The sequence below is a fragment of the Kribbella jiaozuonensis genome, from assembly GCF_005233875.1.
Classification (GTDB): Bacteria; Actinomycetota; Actinomycetes; order Propionibacteriales; family Kribbellaceae; genus Kribbella; species Kribbella jiaozuonensis.
The window spans coordinates 115,970-138,395 of sequence record NZ_SZPZ01000005.1 but is presented as its reverse complement, the minus strand read 5'-3'; the positions used below and the strand labels follow the sequence as shown (position 1 = coordinate 138,395).

Here is a 22,426-nt window from a genome sequence, read left to right as displayed (position 1 = left end):
AGCCTCACGGGTTCACGGCGAAGTCGGTGAGCGCACCCGAGTCGTTGTTCCACTTCTGCAGCGTGCTCTTGTAGGTGCCCTCGGTGTTCAGGGCCTTCAGCGCCTCGGTGATCGACTGCGCGAACGCCGTCTCCGCCTTCGGGATCACATAGCCGTACGGCGCGGCGTCGTAGATGTCACCGAGCTGCTCGAGCGCACCGTTGGTCTGCTTGATCGCGTACAGCACGACGGGGGAGTCGGCCAGCATCGCGTCGGCCTTGCCGCCGACCAGGTCCGCGGTGGCCTGGTCCTGCTTCTCCCGCACGACCAGCTTGATCTCCGGCTTGCCGGCGGCCTTGCATGCGGCCTGCCGCTTCGGCATGTCGTCCTCGAGCTGCGTCGTACCCTTCTGCACCGCGACGGTCTTGCCGCACGCGTCGTCGGCCTTGACGCCCTTCGGGTTGCCCTTCGCGGTCGCCCACAGCGTGCCGGCGTTGAAGTAGCTGACCATGTTGACCTGCTGCTTGCGCTTGTCGTTGATCGTGAACGACGAGACGCCGACGTCGTACTTGCCGCTCTGGACACCGGTGATGATCGTGTCGAAGCCGGCCGGCTGCCAGTCGACCGTGACGCCGTACTTCTGCGCCACCGCGTTGAACAGGTCGACGTCCATGCCGACGACGGTCTTGCCGCCCTGCAGGAACTCGTTCGGCGGGTAGCTGGCGTCCACGCCGACGACGATCTTCCCGGCCGACTTGATCTTCGGCGGCAGCGAACCACTCAGATCCGGTCCGCTGCTGGCGGGACCGCTCGAGGGAGCGCTGGAGGGGGCGCTCGACGGAGAGGTGGACGAACCACCTTCGAGAGAGTTCGAACCGCAGCCGGCGGCGGCGAGAACCAGGACACCGGACAACGCCAGTGTCCTACGCAGGACAGACATCTAGGTCCTCCAAACCCGGGCACCGGTCGGCCCCGGTGCCATGTGTCCGCATCTTGACACAAGGACCTGTGGGCAGCGCACGGACCAACCCCTAATGGAGACCGATTCGTAGTCTGCGGCGTTTCACACTGCGGCCCGTCGATCGCCCGGGCACGCAGCGTGACGATCAAACAGTTGGTTCGACGTGCGTCGGGTCGAGGACACGGCGCAGGAACGTACGGGTGCGCTCCTCCTTGGGGCTTCCGATCACGTCGGCCGGCGGGCCTTGCTCGACGATCACGCCGCCGTCCATGAACACCACCCGGTCGGCCACCTCGCGGGCGAACGCCATCTCGTGCGTGACGACGAGCATCGTCATACCGTCCAGGGCGAGTTTGCGCATCACCGTGAGTACGTCGCCGACGAGCTCGGGGTCGAGCGCGGACGTCGGCTCGTCGAACAGCATCAGCGCCGGGTCCATCGACAACGCCCGCGCGATCGCGACCCGTTGCTGCTGGCCGCCGGACAGCTGGGCCGGGTACGCGTCGATCTTGTCGCTCAGCCCGACCCGCTCCAGGTTGGCGCGGGCGATCCGGTCCGCGTCCTGCTGCCCGCGCTTGAGAACGGTGCGCTGGGCAACAGTGCAGTTGGCCAGCACCGAGAGATGCGGGAACAGGTTGAACTGCTGGAACACCATCCCGATCTGCTGCCGGGCCGCGTCCAGGTGGCAGTCCGGGTCGGTGATGTCCTCACCGCGGACGATCACCTGTCCCTCCTGCGGTTTCTCCAGCAGGTTCACGCACCGCAGCAGCGTCGACTTGCCCGAGCCGGACGGCCCGATCACGCAGACGACCTCGCCCTGCTCGACGGTGAAGTCGATCCCGCGCAGGACGTGGTTGCTGCCGAACGACTTGTGCAGGTTCTTGATCTCTACGAGTGCCATTTACCGGGTCCTCGCCGTTCGCGCCTCGAGCCGGCGGGCCAGGATGCCCAGCGGCAGGGTGATCGCCAGGTAGCAGAAGCCGCAGACCACGATCGGGGTCAGGTTCGAGTCGGTGTTGGCCAGGTCCCGCCCGAAGCCGGTCAGCTCGTACCCGTCGGCCGAGACGCCGATCATGAACACCAGCGAGGAGTCCTTCACCAGCAGGATCAGGTCGTTGGTCAGCGGCGGCAGCACGATCCGGAACGCCTGTGGCAGCACGATCTTCCGCATCGCCACCCCGGCCGGCATACCCAGCGAGCGAGCCGCCTCGACCTGTCCCTTCGGCACCGCCTGGATACCTGCCCGGATCACCTCGGCCATGTACGCCGAGGCCACGATCCCGAGCGCCAGCCAGACCACGCCGTACGGGTCCCAGGGGATCGTCATACCCGGGAACGCGAGCGGCAGCAGGCTGAACGCGATGAACACCACGATCGCCGGCAGCCCGCGGAAGAACTCGATGTACGCCGTCGCGATCCACCGGTACGGGCCGACCTGGCTGAGTTTCATCAACGCCAGCAGCGTGCCGCCGGCCAGACCGATCACGAAGGCGCCGGCCGTGTACTCCAGGGTCTTCACCAGGGCCTGGAGTACGCCGGCCTCGAAGGTCGACTTGATGAACTCCGGCCGGAAGAACACGCTGCCGACCTGGCGCCAGTTCGCGCTGACCGCGGCGACCACGATCAGGAGGACCAGGACGGCGTACTGGATCCAGCGGGAGCGCTGAGCCCGCTGCCGCGGGCTCAGCCCCTTCCGCTCAACGGTTGTCGGGGTCGAGGTACTCACTTCGCCGGCTCAACCCCGAACCACTTCTTGTAGATCTCGTTGTACTTGCCGTCGGACTTGGCCTTGGTCAGCAGCTCGTTGAACTTCGACACCAGCTTCGGGCCGCTGCCGTCCTTGAGCGCGCCGAAGCCGTACTGCTCACCGGTGTTGAACTCGGCGACCACGGCCATGTCCGGGTTGTCCTTGACGAAGTCGTACAGCACGCCGTTGTCGTTGATCGCGGCGGCGACCCGGCCGGACTTGACGTTGTTCTCCTGCAGCGCCAGGTCGTTGAACGGGATCACCGTGTACCCGTTGGCGGCGGCGTTCTCGTCGGCGTACTTCTTGCCGGTGGTGTCGGCCTGGGCGCCGAGCTTCTTGCCCCGCAGGTCCGCCAGCGTTTTGATGCCGGAGTCCTTCTTGGCCATCAGCACCTGGGTGGCGTCCATGTACGGGTCGGTGATGCTGATCGCGGCCTGACGCTCCTTGGTGATCGTCATCGCGCCCATGCCCATATCGCACTTCTTCGCCTGGAACGCGGCGCCGGACGTCACCTGGGCCCACTCGATGTTCACCACGTCCTGCTTCAGGCCCAGGTCGTCGGCGACCAGGTTCAGCAGGTCCACGTCGAAGCCGACGACGTCGGTGCCGTCCTTGTACTGGAAGGGCTTGTACGGCAGGTGGGTGCAGACGGTGAGCTTGCCGGGCTTGACCAGCGTGATGCCGGCCGCCTTCGCCTTGTCATCGGAACCGCCGCTGCCCGAGTCGCTGCCGCAGGCGGACAGGGACAGTCCGAGTACGGCGGCCACGGCGACAACAGCTCGAGTCTTGCGGAGAGTGGGGACGAAATTCATCGCGAGTTCTCCTCGACAGGGGTTGTGAATGCCGCATCTTGGCACACGGGAGGGCATGTGGGACCCCTCACAGCAGACCAGTTACGCCTGTGGTTTACTCGGACGCACGGGCGATCCCCTGTACTCGAACGCTTTCTTCCGCTGATTTTCGAAAGGGCTCTCATGGTCGCCCAGCCTCTGGAAACCCCTATTTCCGACCCGTTCGCGGGTGATGCCGTCTTCGAGCTGCACCGCGGCGGCAAGATCGAGGTCACGTCCTCGGTCCACGTCCGGGACGCGGACGATCTCTCGAAGGCCTACACGCCCGGTGTCGCGCGCGTCTGCACCGCGATCGCCGAAGACCCCTCGCTGGTACGCCGCTACACCTGGAAGTCCAACGTGGTCGCAGTCGTCACCGACGGCACCGCCGTCCTCGGGCTGGGCGACATCGGCCCGGCCGCGTCCTTGCCGGTGATGGAGGGCAAAGCCCTGCTGTTCAAGGAGTTCGGCGGCGTCGACTCGGTGCCGATCGCGCTGGACTGCACCGACGTGGACGAGTTCGTCGAGACGGTCGCGCGGATGGCGCCGACGTTCGGCGGGATCAACCTCGAGGACATCTCCGCACCGCGCTGCTTCGAGATCGAGCGCCGGCTGAAGGAGCGGCTCGACATCCCGGTCTTCCACGACGACCAGCACGGTACGGCGGTCGTCGTACTCGCCGCTCTCCGGAACGCTCTGCGGGTCACGGGCAAGCAGATCGAGGACATCCGCGTGGTGATCTCCGGCGCCGGAGCGGCCGGGGTGGCCTGCGCGCGGATCCTGCTGCAGGCGGGCGTCGGCGACCTCGCCGTGGTGGACAGCAAGGGCGTGCTGCACGAGGACCGCGCCGACCTGAACCCGGTGAAGCTGTCGCTGGCCCGCGACACGAACACCGGCGGTCTGTCCGGCCGGTTGGTCGACGCGCTCGTGGGTGCGGACCTGTTCCTCGGCGTGTCCGGCGGAACCGTGCCGGAGGAGGCGATCGCGCAGATGGCCGACAACGCGATGATCTTCGCGCTGGCCAACCCGAATCCCGAAGTGCACCCCGATATCGCGCACCGGCACGCTGCGGTGGTCGCGACCGGCCGCTCGGACTTCCCGAACCAGATCAACAACGTGCTGGCGTTCCCGGGCATCTTCCGCGGCGCCTTTGACGCCGACGCCACTCGTATCACCGAGGGCATGAAGCTGGCCGCCGCCGATGCGTTGGCGGGCCTGATCGCGGCCGAGGACCTGCGGCCCGACTACATCATCCCGTCACCCTTCGACGAGCGCGTCGCACCGGCCGTCGCGGCAGCGGTAGCCGAGGCCGCGGTGCGGGACGGCGTCGACCGCGGGTGAATTCGGTAACTGACTTGCTGCGGACCACCGCCTAAGGTGGTCCGCATGCTTGCTGCTTACGCCTCCAAGTTCGACGCCGACAACCCGATCGCCGCGCTGGAGGTGGGGGAGCGGCCGGAGCCTGAGGTCCCCGAGGGTTGGGTGACGATCGAGGTGAAGGCGACGGCGCTCAACCATCACGATCTGTGGTCGTTGAAGGGGGTCGGGCTGGCCGAGCAGAACCTGCCGATGATCCTCGGTTGCGACGCGGCCGGCGTGGACCCGGACGGGAACGAGGTCGTCGTGCATGCGGTGGTCTCGGATCCGGCGTGGAAGGGCGACGAGACGCTCGACCCGAAGCGGTCGCTGCTGAGCGAGCGGTACCAGGGCACGCTCGCGCAGAAGGTCGCAGTACCGGCGCGGAACGTCGTACCGAAGCCGGCCGGGTTGACCTTCGAGCAGGCGGCCTGCCTGCCGACGGCGTGGTTGACGGCGTACCGGATGTTGTTCACGCAGTCGGGGCTGAAGCCGGGCGACACCGTGCTCATCCAGGGTGCGGGCGGTGGTGTCGCTACCTCGCTGATCACGTTGGCGCGGGCTGCGGGGATGCGGGTGTGGGCGACCAGCCGGGACGAGGCGAAGCGGGCCAAGGCGGTCGACATCGGCGCGCACGAGGCGTTCGAGTCCGGCGCGCGGCTGCCGGAGCGCGTCGACGCGGTGATGGAGACGGTCGGGCAGGCGACCTGGTCGCACTCGCTGAAGTCGCTCAAGCAGGGCGGCACGCTGGTGATCTCCGGTGCGACCAGCGGTCAGGCGCCGAAATCCGCCGAGCTGAACCGGATCTTCTTCCTCCAGTTGCGCGTCCAGGGCTCGACGATGGGCACCCGGACCGAACTGGCCGAGCTCCTGCAGTTCATGGCGACCGCGGGCATCTCGCCGCATATCGACTCGATCTTTCCGCTCGCGGACGCCCGCGACGGCTTCGCCAAGATGAACGCAGGCGACGTCTTCGGCAAGATCGTCTTTACTGTCTGAGTGCAACCCGAGATCCGCCCCGTCACGGTCGACGACGCCGAGGCCGCGGCCTGGTGTCACCTGCTCTGCTGGCGGGAGGCGTACGCCGGGCTCGTGCCGGCCGACCTGCTCCTGGAGCGTACGTCGAACCTCGAACGCCGGATCGAACGCTGGACCACGCCCCTGGGCGAGGGGCGGCGGCGCTGGATCGCGCTGAACCCGGACCCGGAAGCGCCGGTGCAGGACAGGGTGGCCGGTTTCGTCGGGATCGGCCCGGGCCGCGACGACGACGCGCCGGTGCCGTTCGAGCTGGAGGCGATCTACACCCGGCAGGCGTTCTGGAAGACCGGGCTCGGCACCCGCCTCCTGGATGTTGCCGTCGGCAAACAGCCCGCGTTCCTCTGGGTCTTCGAGGGAAACGAGCAGGCGCTCGGCTTCTACCGCCGGCACGGGTTCGCGCCGGACGGGGTCGGCAAGCACGATCCGTACTTCGATCTGCGTGAGATACGCCTCGTCCGGCGCTGACGTTTCATGCCGGAAACATTGGCGTCGCACCGGGGCAACGCGACGGGTTCAGTCTGTTCCTACCGATCCGCCCGATCGATGAGGAGCGATGAGCCCATGAGGCCTACTTTGACGGTGATCGTTGACCCGGCCGACCGCTGGATGACGAAGGCCGCGTGCGTCGGACAAGCGCCGTCGTACGACGAGACCGCGACCCAGTGGGAGCAGCGGAAGGCGCAGGCGATCTGCCTGACCTCCTGCCCGGTGATCGAGGAATGCCGGGAATGGGCCCGCCGGACGAAGTTCACCGGCACCGCCGCCGGCGAGAAGTTCCTCTACGGCCGCCGCCGCGGCCGCCCGGGCCCCCAGGAACGCCGCAACCGCCCCCCGATCATCGAAGAGCAGCAGGCTAGTTAGACCTCGAGGAGCTCGTCGGCGCGTTCTGCGTCGGCGGGCTTTTCCGTGCGGCGGAACGGTGAGGTGATCGTCCGCAGCACCTGGTCGCGGTTGTGGATCGCCGCGCCGATCGCCAGCACGAGGTAGACCGCGCTGATCACGTACCGCCCGGTCTGGCCCGGTACGGCGAACTGGACCGCGAACAGCCCCAGCAACGTCCACGCCGCCCAGCGCGGGAACCGCAGGTTGAGCAGGATCGCGATCCCGAGCAGCGTCTGCGTCGCGGTGAGGAGGAACTCCTCGATCTGCCGCCCGTCCAGGTGCAGCGCCGGGCCGCCGCCACCGATGCCGTACGCGATCGGGAGGCTGCCGATCAGCAGCGTCCACTGGTTCACCTTGGCCGAGATCAGCAGGCCCAGCGCCGCCGCGCCCTTGCCCCGCCAGGCGAACAGGATCGCCACGATGAACTCCGGCGCCTCGGACGCCAGCGGCGCCAGCCACTGGACCAGCAGGAACTGGTCGATCCCCAGCGCGTGCCCGCCCTGCACCAGCGAATCCGCGAACGGCTCCGCAGCCGCCAGGATGATCCCGGCCGAGACCAGGAACATCGCGGTCACGGTGATCCGGCGCTGCAGCTGAGGCAGCGCGCCGATCGTCGCGGCCGGCCCGATCAGGTCCGGCTCGTCGTCATGCTCGGACGTGGCCGCGCGGTAGAGGTAATAAGCGAAGAAGGCGAGCAGCAGGATCCCGAGCACCAGGTGGATCTCGCCGGTCACCGGGATCACGAACGCGACCACACCGGCGACGGCCAGGAACCCCAGCTCCCGGCGGTACCCGGACTCGAGCACCAGCGCCTTGACGGACTGCCCGCTGCGGCGCGAAGCGACGTACAGGCTGATGAGTACGACGCTCGACCAGCCGAGGCCGAGGAGCAGTCGGTTCGACCCCGTCATGTTGGCGGCGGCGAACTGCACGTAGTCCGGATTCGAGCCGGCGGTGTGGGCGAAGTACAGGTCCACCGCGTACTCCGGCAGGACCGCGATGACGGCCAGCAAGGCGATCGCCAGACCGCCGGAAATGTCCATCTCCGCCGCCTCGGCGGCCCAGGCCAGTACGAACGATGCGGCGACCACGGCGAGGCCGAAGATGAAGATCGAAGCCAGTGCCGGGGGATGGGTGCCGGTGAGCCGGAGGGCGACCGCGGGGATCGCCACCAGGAACAGCAACAGCACGGGGCGGAGCGCTCGGAACATGGTTCCAGCCTGCCACCGTTTCGATACTTTCGCAATTGCGAAAGTGTGAGACCGTCATCACCACGGCCCGGCGAGCTGTCCGCAGACCGGTCTACCGGTCACAATGACTGCGCGATGACCAACCCTGAACCGACGAAGGCTCAGCTCGATTCCGCCGCGGGCACCTTTGCCATGCTCTCCGCACCCGTCCGGCTGCACCTGGTGTCGCTGGCCGCGCAGGGGGAGTACGACGTCGGCACCCTGGCGGACCGCGTGGGCGTGAGTATCGCCACCGCGAGCCAGCACCTCGGCAAGCTCCGGCTGGCCGGGATCATCACCGCCCGCCGCGAGGGCCGGCGACACATCTACACCGTCGACGACCCGCACGTGCTCAACCTGGTCGACCAGATCTTCGAGCACATCGCCCCCGACGGCTCACTCGCGCCCGACCCACCACGCCGTACCCGTCCGCCACACACCGACTAGAGCACGTGCCGCAGATACCGCTGCGGCCCCTCCAAGTACGCCTTCCAGTTCCGCACGAGTTCCAGCTCGTCCCACGTCGTACGCCGGATGCCCCACTCGCCGACCTCGAGGATCGCGGCGCCGGGCAGGGCTGAGATGAGGGGCGAGTGGGTCGCGCAGAGGACCTGGGAGCCGGACTCGGCCAAGCGGTTGAGGACGCCGACGACGGCCAGGCTGCTGGAGAACGAGAGGGCGGACTCCGGCTCGTCGAGGCAGTAGAAGCCCTGGCGGGTGAAGCGGCTGCTGATGAGGTTGAGGAAGCTCTCGCCGTGGCTGAGCTCGTGGAAGACCGGGTCGGGTGGGCCCGAGGTCTTCGGGTTCTGTTCGAGGTAGGTGTAGAAGCCGTGCATGGTCTCGGCGCGGAGGAAGTAGCCGGCGCGTTTGCCGCCGACGCCGCGGGTCAGCTGCAGGTCGTCGGCGAGGGAAGACTCGGTGGCTCGGGTTGTCAGCCGGGCGCCGGTCGAACCGCCCTCGGCGGACAGGCCGAACGCCATCGCGACCGCCTCGACGATGGTGGACTTGCCGGCGCCGTTCTCGCCGACCAGGAACGTGACGCCGGGGTCGAGGTCGAGGCCGTCGGTGAGGAGTTGGTGGACGGCCGGGATCGTGTGCGGCCAGGTCCCGGACGGACGAATGCCCTCCGCCGCGGCAACCCGGCGTACGGGCTGCGAGGCGAAGGGCATTCGCTCAGGTTACTAGTCGTCCTCGTCGTCGAGCCGGGCCAGCCAGGTGGCGAAGCGCTCGATCGGCGTTTCGAACTCGGGGTTCAGGTCGACGAACTCGCGCAGCCGTTCGGCCACGAAAGCGAGCGTGACATCCTCCTCGCCACGCCGCTTCTCCAGCTCCTCGATCCCGCGGTCGGTGAAGTACACGTCAGCTGAACGCCTGCTTCAGCAGCGTCGTCTGCTCGGTGCCGTGGACACCGTGCGAGCCGACCGCCGGGGCTGCCATCGCCGGCCGGGACACCCGGTAGAACGGCTTGCCGCCCAGGTGCTCGGTCAGGTTCAGCGCCATGAACGGCCACGGGCCCTGGTTCGCGGGCTCGTCCTGAACCCAGCGGATCTCGGTCGCGTTCGGGTACTTCGCCAGCTCGGCCGCGATCTCCTCGGCCGGCAGCGGGTACAGCTGCTCGACCCGCAGTACCGCGGTGCTGATCTTGTCCGGCTCGACCTTCTTGCGCTCGGCCAGCAGGTCGTACACGATCCGGCCCGACGCGAGGATGACCCGCTCGACGGTTGCCGGGTTGGCCTCGGCCTCCGCGTCGTTGATCACCGGGCGGAAGGTGCCGTGGGTCAGCTCCTCCGGCAGCGACACCGCCTCCTTGCGCCGCAGCAGCTGCTTCGGCGTGAACACGACCATCGGGTTGTGCTCCTCGCCGAGCGTGTGCCGGCGCAGCAGGTGGAAGTACGACGCCGGCGTGGACGGCTGGGCGACGGTCATCGCGTTCTCCGCGCACAGCGCGAGGAACCGCTCGATCCGGGCCGAGGTGTGGTCCGGGCCCTGGCCCTCGTAGCCGTGCGGCAGCAGCAGCACGACACCGGACTTCTGGCCCCACTTGGCCTCACCGGACGAGATGTACTCGTCGATGACCGACTGCGCGCCGTTGACGAAGTCGCCGAACTGCGCCTCCCACAGGGTCAGCGCCTCCGGCCGCGCCACGGAGTACCCGTACTCGAAGCCGAGCGCGGCGTACTCGCTCAGCAGCGAGTCGTAGACGTAGAAGTTCGCCTGACCCTCGTCCAGGTTCTGCAGCGGGACGTAGTCCTGCCCGTTCACCCGGTCGATGACCGCGGCGAACCGCTGCACGAACGTCCCGCGGCGGCTGTCCTGACCCGCGAGCCGGACCGGCCGGCCCTCGAGCAGCAGCGAACCGAACGCGGTGATCTCCGCGCTGGCCCAGTCGATCGGGCCCTCGGTGATCGCGTGCGCCCGGCGCTGCAGCTGCGGCATCACCTTCGGGTGCACGGTGAAGCCGGCCGGCAGCGTGGTGTGCGCGTCGGCGATCTTCTTCAGCACCTCGGGCGTGGTCGCGGTCGCGTCCGGGCCGTCCGGCTTGTCCGGGTAGACCGGGGCCGTCACGTACGGCGGCGGGGTGTCCGGCTGGTTCTTCGCCTCGCGGACCTCGGCGAACACCCGCTCGAGCCGGTGCTGGAAGTCCATCATCGCCTGCTCGGCCTCTTCGATCGTGATGTCGCCACGACCGATCAGGGCCTCGGTGTACAGCTTGCGGACCGAGCGCTTCTGCTCGATCAGGTCGTACATCAGCGGCTGGGTGAAGCTCGGGTCGTCGCCCTCGTTGTGACCGCGGCGGCGGTAGCAGACCAGGTCGATGACGACGTCCTTGTTGAACGCCTGCCGGTACTCGAAGGCCAGGTCGGCGACGCGGATGCACGCCTCGGGGTCGTCGCCGTTCACGTGGAAGATCGGCGCCTGCACCATCCGGGCGACGTCGGTGGAGTACATCGACGAGCGGGACGAGGCCGGCGAGGTGGTGAAGCCGACCTGGTTGTTCACGATCACGTGGATCGTGCCGCCGGTGCGGTAGCCGCGCAGCTGCGACAGGTTCAGCGTCTCGGCCACGACGCCCTGACCGGCGAAGGCCGCGTCGCCGTGCACCAGCACGGGCAGCACCGGGAACGCGGCGCCGCGGTCGAGGATGTCCTGCTTGGCCCGGACGATGCCCTCGAGCACGGGGTCGACGGTCTCCAGGTGGGACGGGTTCGCCGCCACCGACACCTTGATCTTGTCGCCGAACTCCGAGACGAACTCGCCCTCGGCGCCCAGGTGGTACTTGACGTCGCCGGAGCCCTGCACGGTCCGCGGGTCGATGTTGCCCTCGAACTCGCGGAAGATCTGGCCGTACGACTTGCCGACGATGTTCGCCAGCACGTTCAGCCGGCCGCGGTGGGCCATCCCGATCGCGACCTCTTCCAGCCCGGCGCCGGCCGCCTCCTCGCAGAGCTCGTCGAGCAGCGGGATCGTGGTCTCCCCGCCCTCGAGCGAGAACCGCCGCTGACCGACGTACTTGGTCTGCAGGAAGGTCTCGAACGCCTCGGCCTCGTTCAGCTTGGCCAGGATCCGCAACTGCTCCTCGCGCGGCGGCTTGGTGTGCGGCCGCTCGATCCGCTCCTGCAGCCACTTGCGCTGCTCGGGGTCCTGGATGTGCATGTACTCGATACCGGTGGTCCGGCAGTACGAGTCGCGCAGGATGCCGAGGATCTCGCGCAGCTTCATGAACCGCCGGTCGCCGCCGAACGAGCCGGTGGCGAACTCGCGGTCCAGGTCCCACAGCGTCAGGCCGTGGGTGGCGACGTCGAGGTCGGGGTGGCTGCGCTGCTTGTACTCCAGCGGGTCGGTGTCGGCCATGATGTGGCCGCGCACCCGGAACGCGTGGATCAGCTCGAGGATGCGGGCCTGCTTGCTGATGTCCTCCTCGTGGCTGTGCGGGAGGTCGGCGGCCCAGCGGATCGGCTCGTACGGGATCCGCAGCGACTGGAAGATCTCGTCGTAGAAGCCCTCGCCGCCGAGCAGCAGCTGGTGCAGGCGGCGCAGGTACTCACCCGACTGGGCGCCCTGGATGATCCGGTGGTCGTACGTCGAGGTCAGCGTCATCACCTTGCTGACCGCGAGCTTGGCCATCGTCTCGTCGGCCGCACCCTGGTACTCCGGCGGGTACTCCATCGCGCCGACGCCGATGATGCAGCCCTGGCCGGTCATCAGCCGCGGCACCGAGTGCTGGGTCCCGATCGTGCCGGGGTTGGTCAGGCTGATCGTGGTGCCCTGGAAGTCGGGCAGCGCGAGCTTGTTGTCCCGGGCCCGGCGGACGATGTCCTCGTAGGCCATCCAGAAGTCGGCGAACGTCATCGTCTCGGCCGACTTGATCGAGGGCACCAGCAGCTGCCGGGTGCCGTCCGGCTTCTGCATGTCGATGGCCAGGCCGAGGTTGATGTGCGCCGGGTTGACCAGGGTCGGCTTGCCGTCGGTCTCGTCGTACGACGCGTTCATCTCCGGCAGCGTCTTCAGCGCCTTGACCAGCGCCCAGCCGATCAGGTGGGTGAAGGACACCTTGCCGCCGCGGGCGCGCTTGAGGTGGTTGTTGATGACGATGCGGTTGTCGATCAGCAGCTTGACCGGGACCTGGCGGACACTGGTCGCGGTGGGGACCGTGAGGCTGGTCTCCATGTTCTGCGCCGTCCGGGCCGGGGCCCCGCGGAGGATCTTCCGGTCGGCCTCGCCGGCCGGGGCGGCCGCGGGCTGGGCGGGCTTGGGCTGGGCGCTGGACGGCTGGTTCACCGTACCTCCGGTGGGAGCTGCCTTCTGGGGTGCGGCGGCCTGCGCAGGGGCCGGCGCTGCCGGGGTCTGAGTAGCGGGGGACTGCGTCGCCGCCGCGGCGGCAGGTGCGTTCGAGGCGGGCACGGTCGGCGCGCTGCCGCGGCTCGGCGCCTCGGGCGTCTTGTTGTCGGACACCGCGTCCGGCCGGGGAGCGTCGGCCGGGGTAGTCGTCACCGGCTTCGCGTCACCGTCGGGGTTGTACGTCTTGAAGAAGTCGAGCCACGCCGGATCCACCGAGTTCGGGTCCTGCTGGTACTTCTCGTACAGCTCGTCGACCAGCCATTCGTTCGCACCGAAGGCTGCTAGGGGGTTGGTGTCTGATGGCTCGGTGGCCACTTGGCAGTTCGCCTCTTCCGATTTCGGGTCCGGTAGCACGGTTAATTCAGATGTTATGGGTGGTGTCCCATGCAAAGGCTAATAGCACGCGGACCACTTCCACAGCCCGGGACCACCGGACCAGTGTGTCGAGTGGTCGGGCTCCGGCGAGTCGATCGACCGGGGCCTGAAACACTGCTCACAAAGGTGTTTCAGGCCACACGCCCCGCTCTCGCCACCCGTCGGTGCGGAGAGCAACGGCGGCGACTCCGGGACCCCTTGCAGATGTGGCTTTCCGGCGTCCGTTCCGCCCGCCCGGGCGGGGGTTGTTGAGCGTAGCTGCCCACTGTATGCAGTTGTCCACTCGCCGCCGGTGATGATCACAACTGCGCAAAAAGTGTGGCCAACGTCACGCTCCAAATCAGTCCACCTGGGAATGATTGGCCTTCATCGGTTGGTCAGCCGCCGGACCAGCTTGAGCCCCGACCAGGTCGCGTCGATCGCGCAGACCTTCACGTCGACGACGCCGAGCGGGAGAGCAAGCTCGCGGATCCCGTTCTCGTCGAGGTCGGTCGCGACCCCGGACGACCGCTTCGGCCAGGCGGTCCAGATCATCCCGGCCGTCATCGTCTTCGCGAGCAGCACGGGTAGCCGTTTTGTCAGCCGGGCCCGGTCCGGGCAGAACATCAGCACGACGTCATACGGCGACCGGCCGGCCCGGCGCGCCACCGTCGTACCGGCCGGCAGTCCTTCGATCGCGAAACCGTCCGGAGCGTTGTCGAGCAGGACCACGTGCTCGGGCTTGATGCCGAGTTTCACGGCCAGCGGCTTACCCGAGTAACCGGAGGTGGTCATGAAGTGATCGTAGGGCGGCATACTGACGGGATGGCGTTGACGGATGAGGCGATCGTCAAGATCAAAGGGATGATCACCTCGGGGGAACTGGGTCCGGGGGATCGACTGCCGAAAGAGGCGGATCTGGCCGCGCGACTGGGCTTGTCGCGGAACTCGCTGCGCGAGGCGGTCAAGGCGCTCACGCTCGTCAACGTGCTGGACGTCCGGCACGGGGACGGTACCTATGTCAGCAGTCTCGACTCGGCGCATCTGCTGGACGCGCTCAACTTCATGGTCGACCTGCACCAGGACGACTCGGTCCTGCAGTTCTTCGAGGTACGGCGGTTGCTCGAGCCGGGGGTCGCCGCGCTGGCGGCCACCCGGATCAGTCAGGAGCAGGTGATCGAGCTGCGGCTGCTGACCAGTGACCTCACGCCGGACGCGGACGTCGAGGAACTGGTCGCGAACGATCTGCGGTTCCATCGCGCGATCGCCGAGGCGACCGGGAACCAGGTCGTCTGCTCATTGCTCGACGGCATCTCCGGCGCGACCCAGCGGGCCCGGATCTGGCGCGGGGTCACCCAGGCCGGTGCGGTCCAGCGGACTCTCGCAGAGCACGCCGCGATCCTGGACGCGATCGAGATCGGCGACGCCGAGGCGGCCCGTGCCTGGATGACCGCTCACATCGCCGGCGTCGAAACCTGGCTGCGCAAGGCCCCATGACCGGTGCGCCGCCTCCACCCCGCAGTGCGCTGACGCTGCGGATCGTGTTGTCGGCCTTCGGGGTGGCGCTGTTCGCGGCGGCCACTGTGCTGGCTGTCGGCTACGCCCTGCCGACGGGATGGGTGATCACCTTCGGGGCGCTCGGGGTGGTCGCCCTGGTGGACCTGGTGGTTGTTGCCTGGCGCAAGCATTCGGAAAACAGTTGAAGGGTGCTGGGGGCGGGCCGTATCCTGTTGGACGTCCCATTCCCGGCGTCAGGGGTTCGAGTTGTCGAACTGAGGTCTTTCTCCGCAACTGATCGATCGCCACCTGTCTGGTGCGCGGTCTCCGTTCGAGACCTCAGCTGGAGTCGACACTCATGAGTATTTCCCTGTCCTGTACCGACCTCTTCTTCGCCTGGCCTGACGGCGAGGTCCTGTTCGACGGACTGACCTTCGTCGCCGGGCCGGTCCGCTCCGGCCTGGTCGGCCGCAACGGCGCCGGCAAGTCGACGCTGCTCCGGCTGATCGCCGGCCGGCTCACCCCGCAGCGTGGGGCGATCCGGGTCAGCGGCGAGCTCGGGTACCTGCCGCAGGACCTGACCCTCGACACGTCCCTGCGGGTCGACCAGGCGCTCGGCATCGAGGACGTCCGGAAGGCGATCATCGCGATCGAGTCCGGCGACGCCTCGGAGCAGAACTTCGCGATCGTCGGCGACGACTGGGACGTCGACGAACGCGCCGAGGCGCTGCTCGGCAAGCTCGGCCTGGGCGCGATCAGCCTCGACCGCAGCGTGGGCGAGCTGTCCGGCGGCGAGACGATCCTGCTCGGCCTCGCGGCCGAGTTGCTCCGGCGTCCCGACGTACTGCTGCTCGACGAGCCGACCAACAACCTCGACCTGCGGGCGCGGCGGCATCTGTACGACGCCGTCGACCAGTTCCGCGGTGCGTTGGTGATCGTCAGCCATGACCGGGAGCTGCTCGATCGGGTCGACCAGATCGGCGATCTCCGCAAGGGCGAGGTCACCTGGTACGGCGGCAACCTGACGGCGTACGAGGAGGCGGTCGCGACCGAGCAGGAGGCGGCCGAGCGGATGCTGCGGGCGGCCGAGGCCGATGTCCGCAAGCAGAAGCGTGATCTGGTCGAGGCGCGGATGAAGATGGATCAGCGCCGGGCCCGCGGGCAGCGTGCCTTCGAGGCCGGCGGGATCCCGAAGATCGTCGCCGGGAACCTGAAGCGTGGCGCGCAGGTGTCGGCCGGCAAGCACCTGGGGATGCAGTCGGAGCGGCTCGATTCGGCGCAGGAGGCGTTGGCCGACGCCGAGGAGAAGGTCCACGACGACGACACGATCCGGGTCGACCTGCCGAAGACCGCCGTACCTGCTGGTCGCGTGGTGCTGCGGTTGGAGGACCACGAGCTGCGGACCGGTGCGCACGTCGACTTGGAGATCCGCGGGCCGGAGCGGATCGCGCTGACCGGGCCGAACGGTGCTGGGAAGACGACGCTGTTGCAGTCGATCGTGTCGGGGGAGCTGCCGGTGGTGCCGTTCCGGTACCTGCCGCAGCGGCTCGATCTGTTGCGTGACGACCTGTCGATCGTCGACAACCTGGCATTGCTTGCCCCAGGCACCGAAAACCAGGAACGGCGGTCGCGGTTGGCCCGGTTCCTGTTCCGGGGGCGGGCGGCGGATCAGCTGGTCAGCACGCTCTCCGGCGGTGAACGCTTCCGGGCGACCCTCGCGGCGTTGCTGCTCGCGGAGCCTCCACCTCAGCTGCTGATGCTCGACGAGCCGACGAACAACCTGGACCTGGCGAGCGTGGCGCAGTTGAAGGATGCGTTGGCTTCGTACAACGGTGCGCTGGTCATTGCGAGCCACGATCTGCCGTTCCTGCGGGAGATCGGGATCACTCGCTGGGTAGAGCTGACACCCGAGTCGCTGACCGATATCGATCCGCTGTAGGGGTCTGCAGACAGAGACGAGTCAGGTCTCCAGGCAGACGCGGTACCCATGCCTCCACCCGCACCGTGGAGGCATGAAAACACTCCAGAAACCTCTCCGCGAAATTGCTGCCTACTTGGCGATCACCTACGTGCTCGCTCTGCTGATCGCGTTCGCCCTGCCGAACGGGCACTTCAACCTGCTGCTCAGCGTCATGGTGCCGACCGTGGCAGTGGGCATCCTGACCTTCACGATCACGCCGCCGGGCAGTCGCCGCCGGCTGTGGCGGCAGATCGGGCTGAACCGGGCCGGTTTCCGGTCCTGGCCGGCCGCGATCTTGGTACCGCTGCTGCTGTGCGGCGGCGCCTACGGGACCGCGCTGCTGATCGGCGCCGGGCGGATGCACCTCGGCGAGATCTCGGCCGCGACCGTGCCGGGCTGGGCGATCAACTTCGCGATCGCCTTGGTCGTCCCGACGGTGATCATCCTCGGTGAGGAGATCGGTTGGCGCGGCTACCTGCTGCCGCGCTTCCAGCAGCTGACCGGTCGTCGGCGCGCGGCTGTGGCCACCGGGTTCGCCCACGGGCTGTTCCATCTGCCGCTGATCCTGATCGCGACGACGTACGACACCGGCGGTGCGCGCTGGATCGTCGCTCCCTCCGCGGTACTGACGATCACGGCGGCCGGCGTGTTGTATGCGTGGCTGCGGGACCGGTCGAACAGCGTCTGGCCGGTTGCGATCGCTCACAACGCGGCGAACACCGTGTTCGATCTGGGCGCTTCGGCTGTGGTCGCGACCTCCGGGTCGAGCCTGGCGTACGTCGCCGGCGAGACCGGGTTCGCCACCCTCGGGGCCTGTGTCGTGGTGGCTGTGGTGTTGCTGCGATGGGCGCGGGTGTGGCGTGCTCCGGTTGAGTCTGTTGAACAGCAGCCCGTACCGGCTCTGCACGCGTAGTCTCCGGATATGAGGGGGCAGGTTGGGCCGGCCCCGGGTCGGCAGAGCTGGTGGATCGTCGCGTCGCAGCGCTTGTCGCCGTACCTCGACCCGTTGCTCGGGATCGTGGCTGCGGCGGCAGCGCTGACCTCGCTGCTGACGACCGACCCGGCTTCGGTCGACCCGCGGCTGGAGAATCCGGACGTTGTCGCGGCGATCGCCACCGTGGTGGCCGCCGGTGGGTTGGCCTGGCGGCGCAGTCGGCCGGTCGCGTCGTACGCCGCGATGGTGGTCGGCGGCGTGGTGGTGAGCCTGTCGGGGCACTACATCGGGTTGTTGTCGGTGCTGATCCTGTTCAGTCTGTACTCGCTCGCCGCCCACGGCCGCCGTCGGGACGGGCTGGTCGGGCTGGGCGTTGGAGTCGCGGTGTTCGGGGGATTGGCGCTGCTCGACGTACCCGACCTCCGTACGTCGGACCTGCTGTTGGCCGTCGCGCTGCTGGTGGCGGCGTGGGCGGTCGGCGACGCGATCCGGTCGCGGCGCAGGCAGCAGCAGGACCAGTTGCTGGCCGCGGTCACCGAGGAGCGGCTGCGGATCGCTCGCGAGCTGCACGACGTGGTCGCGCACAGCATGTCGTTGATCGCCGTACAGGCCGGTGTCGGTGCTCATCTGATCCGCAGCGACGCACTCGCGGCCGAGCATTCGCTCGAGGTGATCGCCGAGACGAGCCGTCGAGCCCTTGAGCAGACGCGATCGATGCTGGGCATGCTGCGTGCGGAGAACGAGGACGGAACCCGGCCGCCGACGCGTGGACTCGACGACGTGGCGGAACTGGTCGAGGACATTCGGGCCGCCGGTCTCGACGTCGCGCTGGAGCGGTCGGGTACGGCTGAGCTTGACACTGCGATCTCGCTGACGGCGTACCGGATCGTGCAGGAGTCGTTGACCAACGTGATCAAGCACTCCGCCGCCAGGACCGCGACGGTGACGGTGGCCTGCACCGTTACGACGATCGAGCTGGAGATCGTCGATCCGGGTCCTTCGCGGGCCTCGGCGACGGGATCGGGCCATGGGCTGGTCGGGCTTGACGAACGGGTGCGGCTGGTCGGCGGTCGCGCGGAGTACGGGGCTCATGGGGCTGGGTTCCGCGTGCATGCGGAACTGCCGGTCGGAGTACGTCGGTGATCCGGGTCGCGGTTGTCGACGATCAGGACTTGGTTCGGGCCGGGTTCGTGATGCTGCTGCGGTCGGCCGGGGAGATCGAGGTGGTCGGGGAGGCGCGGGACGGGCTCGAGGCGATCGCGCTGTGCCGGCGTACGGCGCCTGACATCGTGCTGATGGATGTGCGGATGCCACACCTCGACGGGTTGTCGGCGAGTCGCACGATCCTTGCCGATCCGGCCTGCCAGGGGACGAAGGTCGTCGTGCTGACGACCTTCGACGACGACGATCTCGTGCTGGAGGCGCTGCGGTCGGGGGCCAGCGGGTTCCTGCTCAAGGAGACGCGTCCGGCGCAGCTGCTCGAGGCGATCGAGGTCGTAGCGGCGGGGGAAGCGTTGTTGCATCCGCGGATCACGCGCCGGCTGATCGAACGGTTCGCCGCGCTCCCGGACGCTCGGCCGGGGACCGCCGATGACGGGTTGACCGAGCGCGAGCGCGATGTGTTGCGCGCGGTGGCGCAGGGGTTGTCGAACCAGGAGATCGCGGCGCGGCTGCATCTCGGGTACGGGACGGTCAAGACGCATGTGAGTCATCTGCTCACCAAGCTCGGGTGCCGGGATCGGGCTCAGTTGGTGATGTACGCGTACGAATCCGGGGTCGCTGTGCCGGGTGCTTCTTGATTTGGGATACCCCCTAGGGGTATCTTGCCGGGCATGGACGAGCACGGTGGGCAGATGGATCACGGCGGGCATGCTGGGCACGGGGATCACGCTGCGCAGTTCAAAGACCGGTTCTGGATCAGCTTGGGACTGGCCGTGCCGGTGGTGTTCTTCAGTGCGATGTTCGCGGATCTGCTGGGGTACACGCGGCCGGACTTCCCCGGCTCGGGGCTGATCGCGCCGGCGCTGGGGACGGTGATCTTCGTGTACGGCGGGCAGCCGTTCCTGACCGGTGGTTGGAGCGAGTTGAAGTCCCGTCGTCCCGGGATGATGTTGCTGATCTCGATGGCGATCACCGTGGCGTTCGTCGCCTCGTGGGTGACTACGCTGAAGATCGGCGGGTTCGACCTGGACTTCTGGTGGGAGCTCGCGCTGCTGATCGTGATCATGCTGCTCGGGCACTGGCTGGAGATGCGGGCGCTCGGTGCGGCGTCGGGTGCGCTCGATGCGCTGGCGGCGTTGCTGCCGGACTCGGCGGAGAAGGTCACCGATGACGGCGGGGTCGAGGTGTCGTTGCACGAGCTGCAGGCGGGGGACGTCGTACTCGTGCGGTCCGGTGGCCGGGTGCCGGCGGACGGGACGGTGGTCGACGGGCAGGCCGAGGTCGACGAGTCGATGATCACCGGGGAATCACGGCCGGTGTCGCGGGCCGTGGGTGACGCGGTGGTGGCCGGAACTGTTGCCACTGACAACGCTTTGCGGGTCGAGATCACAGCGGTCGGTGACGACACTGCGCTGGCTGGGATCCAGCGGTTGGTTGCTGAGGCGCAGGCGTCGTCCTCGCGTGCGCAGGCGTTGGCTGATCGGGCGGCCGCGTTCTTGTTCTACTTCGCGTCGATCGCTGGGGTGATCACGTTCGTGGTGTGGGCGTTGCTGGGGAAGGTCGACGAGGCGGTTACGCGAACGGTGACCGTGTTGGTGATCGCCTGCCCACACGCCCTCGGGCTCGCCATCCCGCTGGTGATCGCGATCTCCACGGAGCGCGCGGCGAAAGCCGGCGTACTCGTGAAGAATCGGTTGGCGTTGGAGCGGATGCGGACCATCGACGCCGTCCTGTTCGACAAGACCGGCACCCTCACCAAGGGCGAACCGGCCGTCACCGGAGTCGCCACCGTCGGCTCCGTTTCACACGACGAACTGCTGGAGCTGGCCGCCGCGGTAGAAGCCGACAGCGAACACCCACTGGCAAAAGCAATCGTCCGGGCCCACGCCGAGCGAGTACCCGTCGGTGGACGAATGATCGCGTCGGACTTCCGGTCGTTGACCGGGCGGGGTGTGCGGGCGGTTGTTGATGGCTCCGAGGTTGCTGTTGGCGGGCCGGCGTACCTGCGGGAACTCGGCTTGACGGAGCCTGGCGAACTGGAGGCGGACGTCGCCGGGTGGAAGGAACGCGGGGCGGCCGTCCTGCATGTTGTGCGGGATGGGCAGGTGGTGGGGGCTGTTGCGCTTGAGGATGAGGTGCGGGAGGAGTCTCGGCAGGCTGTGGAGGCGTTGCATCGGCGGGGGGTGAAGGTGGCGATGATCACCGGGGATGCGCATCAGGTTGCGGATGCGGTCGCGAAGGAGTTGGGGATTGATGAGGTGTTTGCGGAGGTGCTGCCGCAGGACAAGGACGCGAAGGTTGCCGAGCTGCAGAGCCGTGGGTTGAAGGTTGCGATGGTGGGGGACGGAGTGAACGACGCACCGGCTCTGGCGCGGGCCGAGGTCGGGATCGCGATCGGGGCGGGGACTGATGTTGCGATCGAGTCGGCGGGGGTTGTGCTCGCCGCCGACGACCCGCGTGCCGTCCTCTCGGTGATCGAGCTGTCCAAGGCCAGCTACCGCAAGATGTGGCAGAACCTCATCTGGGCCACCGGCTACAACGTCATCACAGTCCCGCTCGCCGCCGGCGTACTCGCCTTCGCAGGCATCGTCGTCTCGCCCGCCGTCGGCGCGCTGCTGATGTCGATCTCCACCATCGTCGTAGCCCTCAACGCCCAGCTCCTGCGCCGCCTCGACCTCTCACCGGCCCGCCTCGCCGCGTAGCCCCGACAGCACGACCGCCACCAGGCGCCGTACCGCAGCCTTCGACGGTACGGCGCCGGCCGCGCCCAGCGCATGCACGCAGTACGTCGCCAACTCCTTCGCCGGCACGTCATCACGTACGTCGGTCATCAAGCCGGCCAAGAAATCGACCAGATGCTCCCGCCCCCGAGCCACATGCTCCGACCGATGCAGCGAAGCGGCCGGGCCCGGCGACGGCGGGTGCTCGTGGCAGATGAACGCATACGCCTCCAGCACGGCCTCGAGTCGCCCGGTGTTCGTCCAGATCTCGGTGAGCTGCCGCAGATGATCGCCGACCTGCCGCTGGTGCCACGCGGTCAGGATCGATTCGACGTCAGGGAAGTACTTGTAGAGCGTCGCCCGCCCCACCCCGGCCCGCTGAGCGACCTCAGCCATCGTGACCCCGGTCAGCCCACGCTCGGCAACCACGGCAGCCGCCGCATCCAGCACCGCCTCCTGCACAGCCTCGCGGTGGCTCGCGATCGTGTCGTTCCACAACTTCGGCATGTCGGGATTCTAGCTGGACAGTCTGCCTATGATCGAGACACAGTGTCTCGAAAAAGGAGATTGACGTGCCTGCACTCGAAGCTCACCTCGACACCCCGCGTGCCGAGCGGTACCTGGCCCAGCTGACCAGCCATCTGGGCCACGGGCCGGGTGGCCTGAAGGTCCTGTCCACGGCGGCGGACGAACTTGTCGTGGATCTCGGCACGGCGACCTGGACCGTCCGGGCGACGGGCGATCAATTGGTACTGCGGGTCGAGGCCGGGGATCAGGCCGAGCTCGAGCAGCAGAGCGAGCGCGTGGCGCACCGGATCGAGCAGATTGCCCGGCGTGACGCACTGCGGGTCGACTGGCGCCAGGGCTGAGCACTGGGCTGCTTGCACAGTGAAGCCCGGTCGAGTGTGCACACTGGACGGTGAGACAGCCCGCCAACAG

General features: G+C 68.2%; 23 protein-coding genes. 13 read left to right on the top strand and 10 right to left on the bottom strand.

Annotated features, from left to right (window positions below; translation table 11 throughout):
- Positions 1 to 4 precede the first annotated feature (4 nt).
- The 4 genes from FDA38_RS32705 to FDA38_RS32690 form a co-directional block, all read right to left on the bottom strand.
- Positions 5 to 919 (bottom strand): ABC transporter substrate-binding protein, encoded by a 915-nt coding sequence (locus FDA38_RS32705; protein WP_137258051.1) that lies wholly within the window; start codon positions 917 to 919, stop codon positions 5 to 7.
- A gap of 166 nt (positions 920 to 1,085) precedes the next feature.
- Positions 1,086 to 1,841, bottom strand: coding sequence for an amino acid ABC transporter ATP-binding protein (locus FDA38_RS32700; RefSeq protein WP_137258050.1), 756 nt, complete (start codon positions 1,839 to 1,841; stop codon positions 1,086 to 1,088).
- Positions 1,842 to 2,666, bottom strand: coding sequence for an amino acid ABC transporter permease (locus FDA38_RS32695; RefSeq protein WP_137258049.1), 825 nt, complete (start codon positions 2,664 to 2,666; stop codon positions 1,842 to 1,844).
- Positions 2,663 to 3,499: an ABC transporter substrate-binding protein gene (locus FDA38_RS32690; protein WP_137258048.1), complete on the bottom strand. Its 837-nt coding sequence runs from the start codon at positions 3,497 to 3,499 to the stop codon at positions 2,663 to 2,665. Before FDA38_RS32690 ends, FDA38_RS32695 begins: the two co-directional genes overlap by 4 nt.
- 162 nt (positions 3,500 to 3,661) lie before the next feature.
- On the opposite strand from FDA38_RS32690, the gene FDA38_RS32685 reads away from it, so the two are divergent.
- From FDA38_RS32685 to FDA38_RS32670, 4 genes are all read left to right on the top strand, one after another.
- Entirely contained in the window at positions 3,662 to 4,858 is a 1,197-nt protein-coding gene (locus tag FDA38_RS32685) for an NAD(P)-dependent malic enzyme (protein ID WP_137258047.1), read from the top strand.
- Positions 4,859 to 4,903: 45 nt separating this feature from the next.
- Positions 4,904 to 5,872: a zinc-binding dehydrogenase gene (locus FDA38_RS32680; protein ID WP_137258046.1), complete on the top strand. Its 969-nt coding sequence runs from the start codon at positions 4,904 to 4,906 to the stop codon at positions 5,870 to 5,872.
- The gene (locus tag FDA38_RS32675; protein WP_137258045.1) at positions 5,873 to 6,376 is read left to right on the top strand and encodes a GNAT family N-acetyltransferase; all 504 of its coding nucleotides are present in this window, start codon (positions 5,873 to 5,875) and stop codon (positions 6,374 to 6,376) included.
- Between the two features lie 96 nt (positions 6,377 to 6,472).
- The gene (locus tag FDA38_RS32670) at positions 6,473 to 6,772 is read left to right on the top strand and encodes a WhiB family transcriptional regulator (RefSeq protein ID WP_137258044.1); all 300 of its coding nucleotides are present in this window, start codon (positions 6,473 to 6,475) and stop codon (positions 6,770 to 6,772) included.
- Here the strand turns inward: FDA38_RS32670 and FDA38_RS32665 are convergent.
- Entirely contained in the window at positions 6,769 to 8,004 is a 1,236-nt protein-coding gene (locus FDA38_RS32665; protein WP_137258043.1) for a sodium:proton exchanger, read from the bottom strand. The two genes, FDA38_RS32670 and FDA38_RS32665, sit on opposite strands and share 4 nt — an antisense overlap.
- A 114-nt stretch (positions 8,005 to 8,118) precedes the next feature.
- Between FDA38_RS32665 and FDA38_RS32660 the strand changes: the two genes are divergently transcribed.
- Entirely contained in the window at positions 8,119 to 8,469 is a 351-nt protein-coding gene (locus FDA38_RS32660; RefSeq protein WP_137258042.1) for an ArsR/SmtB family transcription factor, read from the top strand.
- Here the strand turns inward: FDA38_RS32660 and FDA38_RS32655 are convergent.
- The 4 genes from FDA38_RS32655 to FDA38_RS32645 form a co-directional block, all read right to left on the bottom strand.
- On the bottom strand, positions 8,466 to 9,191 hold the full coding sequence (locus tag FDA38_RS32655; protein WP_137258041.1) for an AAA family ATPase: 726 nt from the start codon (positions 9,189 to 9,191) through the stop codon (positions 8,466 to 8,468). The genes FDA38_RS32660 and FDA38_RS32655 overlap by 4 nt on opposite strands.
- Positions 9,192 to 9,203: 12 nt before the next feature.
- Positions 9,204 to 9,380 carry a DUF6104 family protein gene (locus FDA38_RS42430; RefSeq protein WP_165546322.1) on the bottom strand — a complete coding sequence of 59 codons (177 nt, stop codon included), beginning with the start codon at positions 9,378 to 9,380 and terminating at the stop codon, positions 9,204 to 9,206.
- A 1-nt stretch (position 9,381) separates the two neighbouring features.
- Positions 9,382 to 13,176, bottom strand: coding sequence for a multifunctional oxoglutarate decarboxylase/oxoglutarate dehydrogenase thiamine pyrophosphate-binding subunit/dihydrolipoyllysine-residue succinyltransferase subunit (locus FDA38_RS32650; RefSeq protein ID WP_170989952.1), 3,795 nt, complete (start codon positions 13,174 to 13,176; stop codon positions 9,382 to 9,384).
- 426 nt (positions 13,177 to 13,602) lie between these two features.
- Positions 13,603 to 14,010, bottom strand: a complete 408-nt coding sequence (locus tag FDA38_RS32645; RefSeq protein ID WP_137258039.1) for a DUF3052 domain-containing protein — start codon at positions 14,008 to 14,010, stop codon at positions 13,603 to 13,605.
- A gap of 30 nt (positions 14,011 to 14,040) precedes the next feature.
- Between FDA38_RS32645 and FDA38_RS32640 the strand changes: the two genes are divergently transcribed.
- From FDA38_RS32640 to FDA38_RS32610, 7 genes are all read left to right on the top strand, one after another.
- On the top strand, positions 14,041 to 14,712 hold the full coding sequence (locus FDA38_RS32640) for a FadR/GntR family transcriptional regulator (protein ID WP_137258038.1): 672 nt from the start codon (positions 14,041 to 14,043) through the stop codon (positions 14,710 to 14,712).
- The gene (locus tag FDA38_RS32635; protein ID WP_137258037.1) at positions 14,709 to 14,918 is read left to right on the top strand and encodes a DUF6343 family protein; all 210 of its coding nucleotides are present in this window, start codon (positions 14,709 to 14,711) and stop codon (positions 14,916 to 14,918) included. Before FDA38_RS32640 ends, FDA38_RS32635 begins: the two co-directional genes overlap by 4 nt.
- 152 nt (positions 14,919 to 15,070) lie before the next feature.
- Positions 15,071 to 16,651 carry an ABC-F family ATP-binding cassette domain-containing protein gene (locus FDA38_RS32630; protein ID WP_137258036.1) on the top strand — a complete coding sequence of 527 codons (1,581 nt, stop codon included), beginning with the start codon at positions 15,071 to 15,073 and terminating at the stop codon, positions 16,649 to 16,651.
- Positions 16,652 to 16,724: 73 nt separating this feature from the next.
- The gene (locus tag FDA38_RS32625) at positions 16,725 to 17,585 is read left to right on the top strand and encodes a CPBP family intramembrane glutamic endopeptidase (protein ID WP_137258035.1); all 861 of its coding nucleotides are present in this window, start codon (positions 16,725 to 16,727) and stop codon (positions 17,583 to 17,585) included.
- Positions 17,586 to 17,594: 9 nt separating this feature from the next.
- A complete protein-coding gene (locus tag FDA38_RS32620; RefSeq protein ID WP_137258034.1) occupies positions 17,595 to 18,749 on the top strand; it encodes a sensor histidine kinase in 1,155 nt (384 codons plus the stop codon).
- On the top strand, positions 18,746 to 19,405 hold the full coding sequence (locus tag FDA38_RS32615) for a response regulator (RefSeq protein ID WP_137258033.1): 660 nt from the start codon (positions 18,746 to 18,748) through the stop codon (positions 19,403 to 19,405). The genes FDA38_RS32620 and FDA38_RS32615 overlap by 4 nt, the downstream gene beginning before the upstream one ends.
- Before the next feature lie 33 nt (positions 19,406 to 19,438).
- Positions 19,439 to 21,469: a copper-translocating P-type ATPase gene (locus FDA38_RS32610; RefSeq protein ID WP_137258032.1), complete on the top strand. Its 2,031-nt coding sequence runs from the start codon at positions 19,439 to 19,441 to the stop codon at positions 21,467 to 21,469.
- Here FDA38_RS32610 and FDA38_RS32605 read toward each other — a convergent pair.
- Positions 21,446 to 21,994: a TetR/AcrR family transcriptional regulator gene (locus FDA38_RS32605; protein WP_137258031.1), complete on the bottom strand. Its 549-nt coding sequence runs from the start codon at positions 21,992 to 21,994 to the stop codon at positions 21,446 to 21,448. The genes FDA38_RS32610 and FDA38_RS32605 overlap by 24 nt on opposite strands.
- A 65-nt stretch (positions 21,995 to 22,059) precedes the next feature.
- Between FDA38_RS32605 and FDA38_RS32600 the strand changes: the two genes are divergently transcribed.
- Positions 22,060 to 22,356, top strand: a complete 297-nt coding sequence (locus tag FDA38_RS32600; RefSeq protein WP_170989951.1) for a DUF2218 domain-containing protein — start codon at positions 22,060 to 22,062, stop codon at positions 22,354 to 22,356.
- Positions 22,357 to 22,426: the final 70 nt, after the last annotated feature.

What these genes read in the sequence shown, in the direction of transcription:
- FDA38_RS32635 (WP_137258037.1), top strand. Translation starts at nt 14,709, where the DNA reads ATGACCGGTGCGCCGCCTCCACCCCGCAGTGCGCTGACGCTGCGGATC.
- FDA38_RS32625 (WP_137258035.1), top strand. Translation starts at nt 16,725, where the DNA reads ATGAAAACACTCCAGAAACCTCTCCGCGAAATTGCTGCCTACTTGGCG.
- FDA38_RS32660 (WP_137258042.1), top strand. Translation starts at nt 8,119, where the DNA reads ATGACCAACCCTGAACCGACGAAGGCTCAGCTCGATTCCGCCGCGGGC.
- FDA38_RS32700 (WP_137258050.1), bottom strand. Translation starts at nt 1,841, where the DNA reads ATGGCACTCGTAGAGATCAAGAACCTGCACAAGTCGTTCGGCAGCAAC.
- FDA38_RS32655 (WP_137258041.1), bottom strand. Translation starts at nt 9,191, where the DNA reads ATGCCCTTCGCCTCGCAGCCCGTACGCCGGGTTGCCGCGGCGGAGGGC.
- FDA38_RS32690 (WP_137258048.1), bottom strand. Translation starts at nt 3,499, where the DNA reads ATGAATTTCGTCCCCACTCTCCGCAAGACTCGAGCTGTTGTCGCCGTG.
- FDA38_RS32665 (WP_137258043.1), bottom strand. Translation starts at nt 8,004, where the DNA reads ATGTTCCGAGCGCTCCGCCCCGTGCTGTTGCTGTTCCTGGTGGCGATC.
- FDA38_RS32620 (WP_137258034.1), top strand. Translation starts at nt 17,595, where the DNA reads ATGAGGGGGCAGGTTGGGCCGGCCCCGGGTCGGCAGAGCTGGTGGATC.
- FDA38_RS32630 (WP_137258036.1), top strand. Translation starts at nt 15,071, where the DNA reads ATGAGTATTTCCCTGTCCTGTACCGACCTCTTCTTCGCCTGGCCTGAC.
- FDA38_RS32670 (WP_137258044.1), top strand. Translation starts at nt 6,473, where the DNA reads ATGAGGCCTACTTTGACGGTGATCGTTGACCCGGCCGACCGCTGGATG.
- FDA38_RS32605 (WP_137258031.1), bottom strand. Translation starts at nt 21,994, where the DNA reads ATGCCGAAGTTGTGGAACGACACGATCGCGAGCCACCGCGAGGCTGTG.
- FDA38_RS32685 (WP_137258047.1), top strand. Translation starts at nt 3,662, where the DNA reads ATGGTCGCCCAGCCTCTGGAAACCCCTATTTCCGACCCGTTCGCGGGT.
- FDA38_RS32705 (WP_137258051.1), bottom strand. Translation starts at nt 919, where the DNA reads ATGTCTGTCCTGCGTAGGACACTGGCGTTGTCCGGTGTCCTGGTTCTC.
- FDA38_RS32640 (WP_137258038.1), top strand. Translation starts at nt 14,041, where the DNA reads ATGGCGTTGACGGATGAGGCGATCGTCAAGATCAAAGGGATGATCACC.
- FDA38_RS32645 (WP_137258039.1), bottom strand. Translation starts at nt 14,010, where the DNA reads ATGACCACCTCCGGTTACTCGGGTAAGCCGCTGGCCGTGAAACTCGGC.
- FDA38_RS32680 (WP_137258046.1), top strand. Translation starts at nt 4,904, where the DNA reads ATGCTTGCTGCTTACGCCTCCAAGTTCGACGCCGACAACCCGATCGCC.
- FDA38_RS32610 (WP_137258032.1), top strand. Translation starts at nt 19,439, where the DNA reads ATGGACGAGCACGGTGGGCAGATGGATCACGGCGGGCATGCTGGGCAC.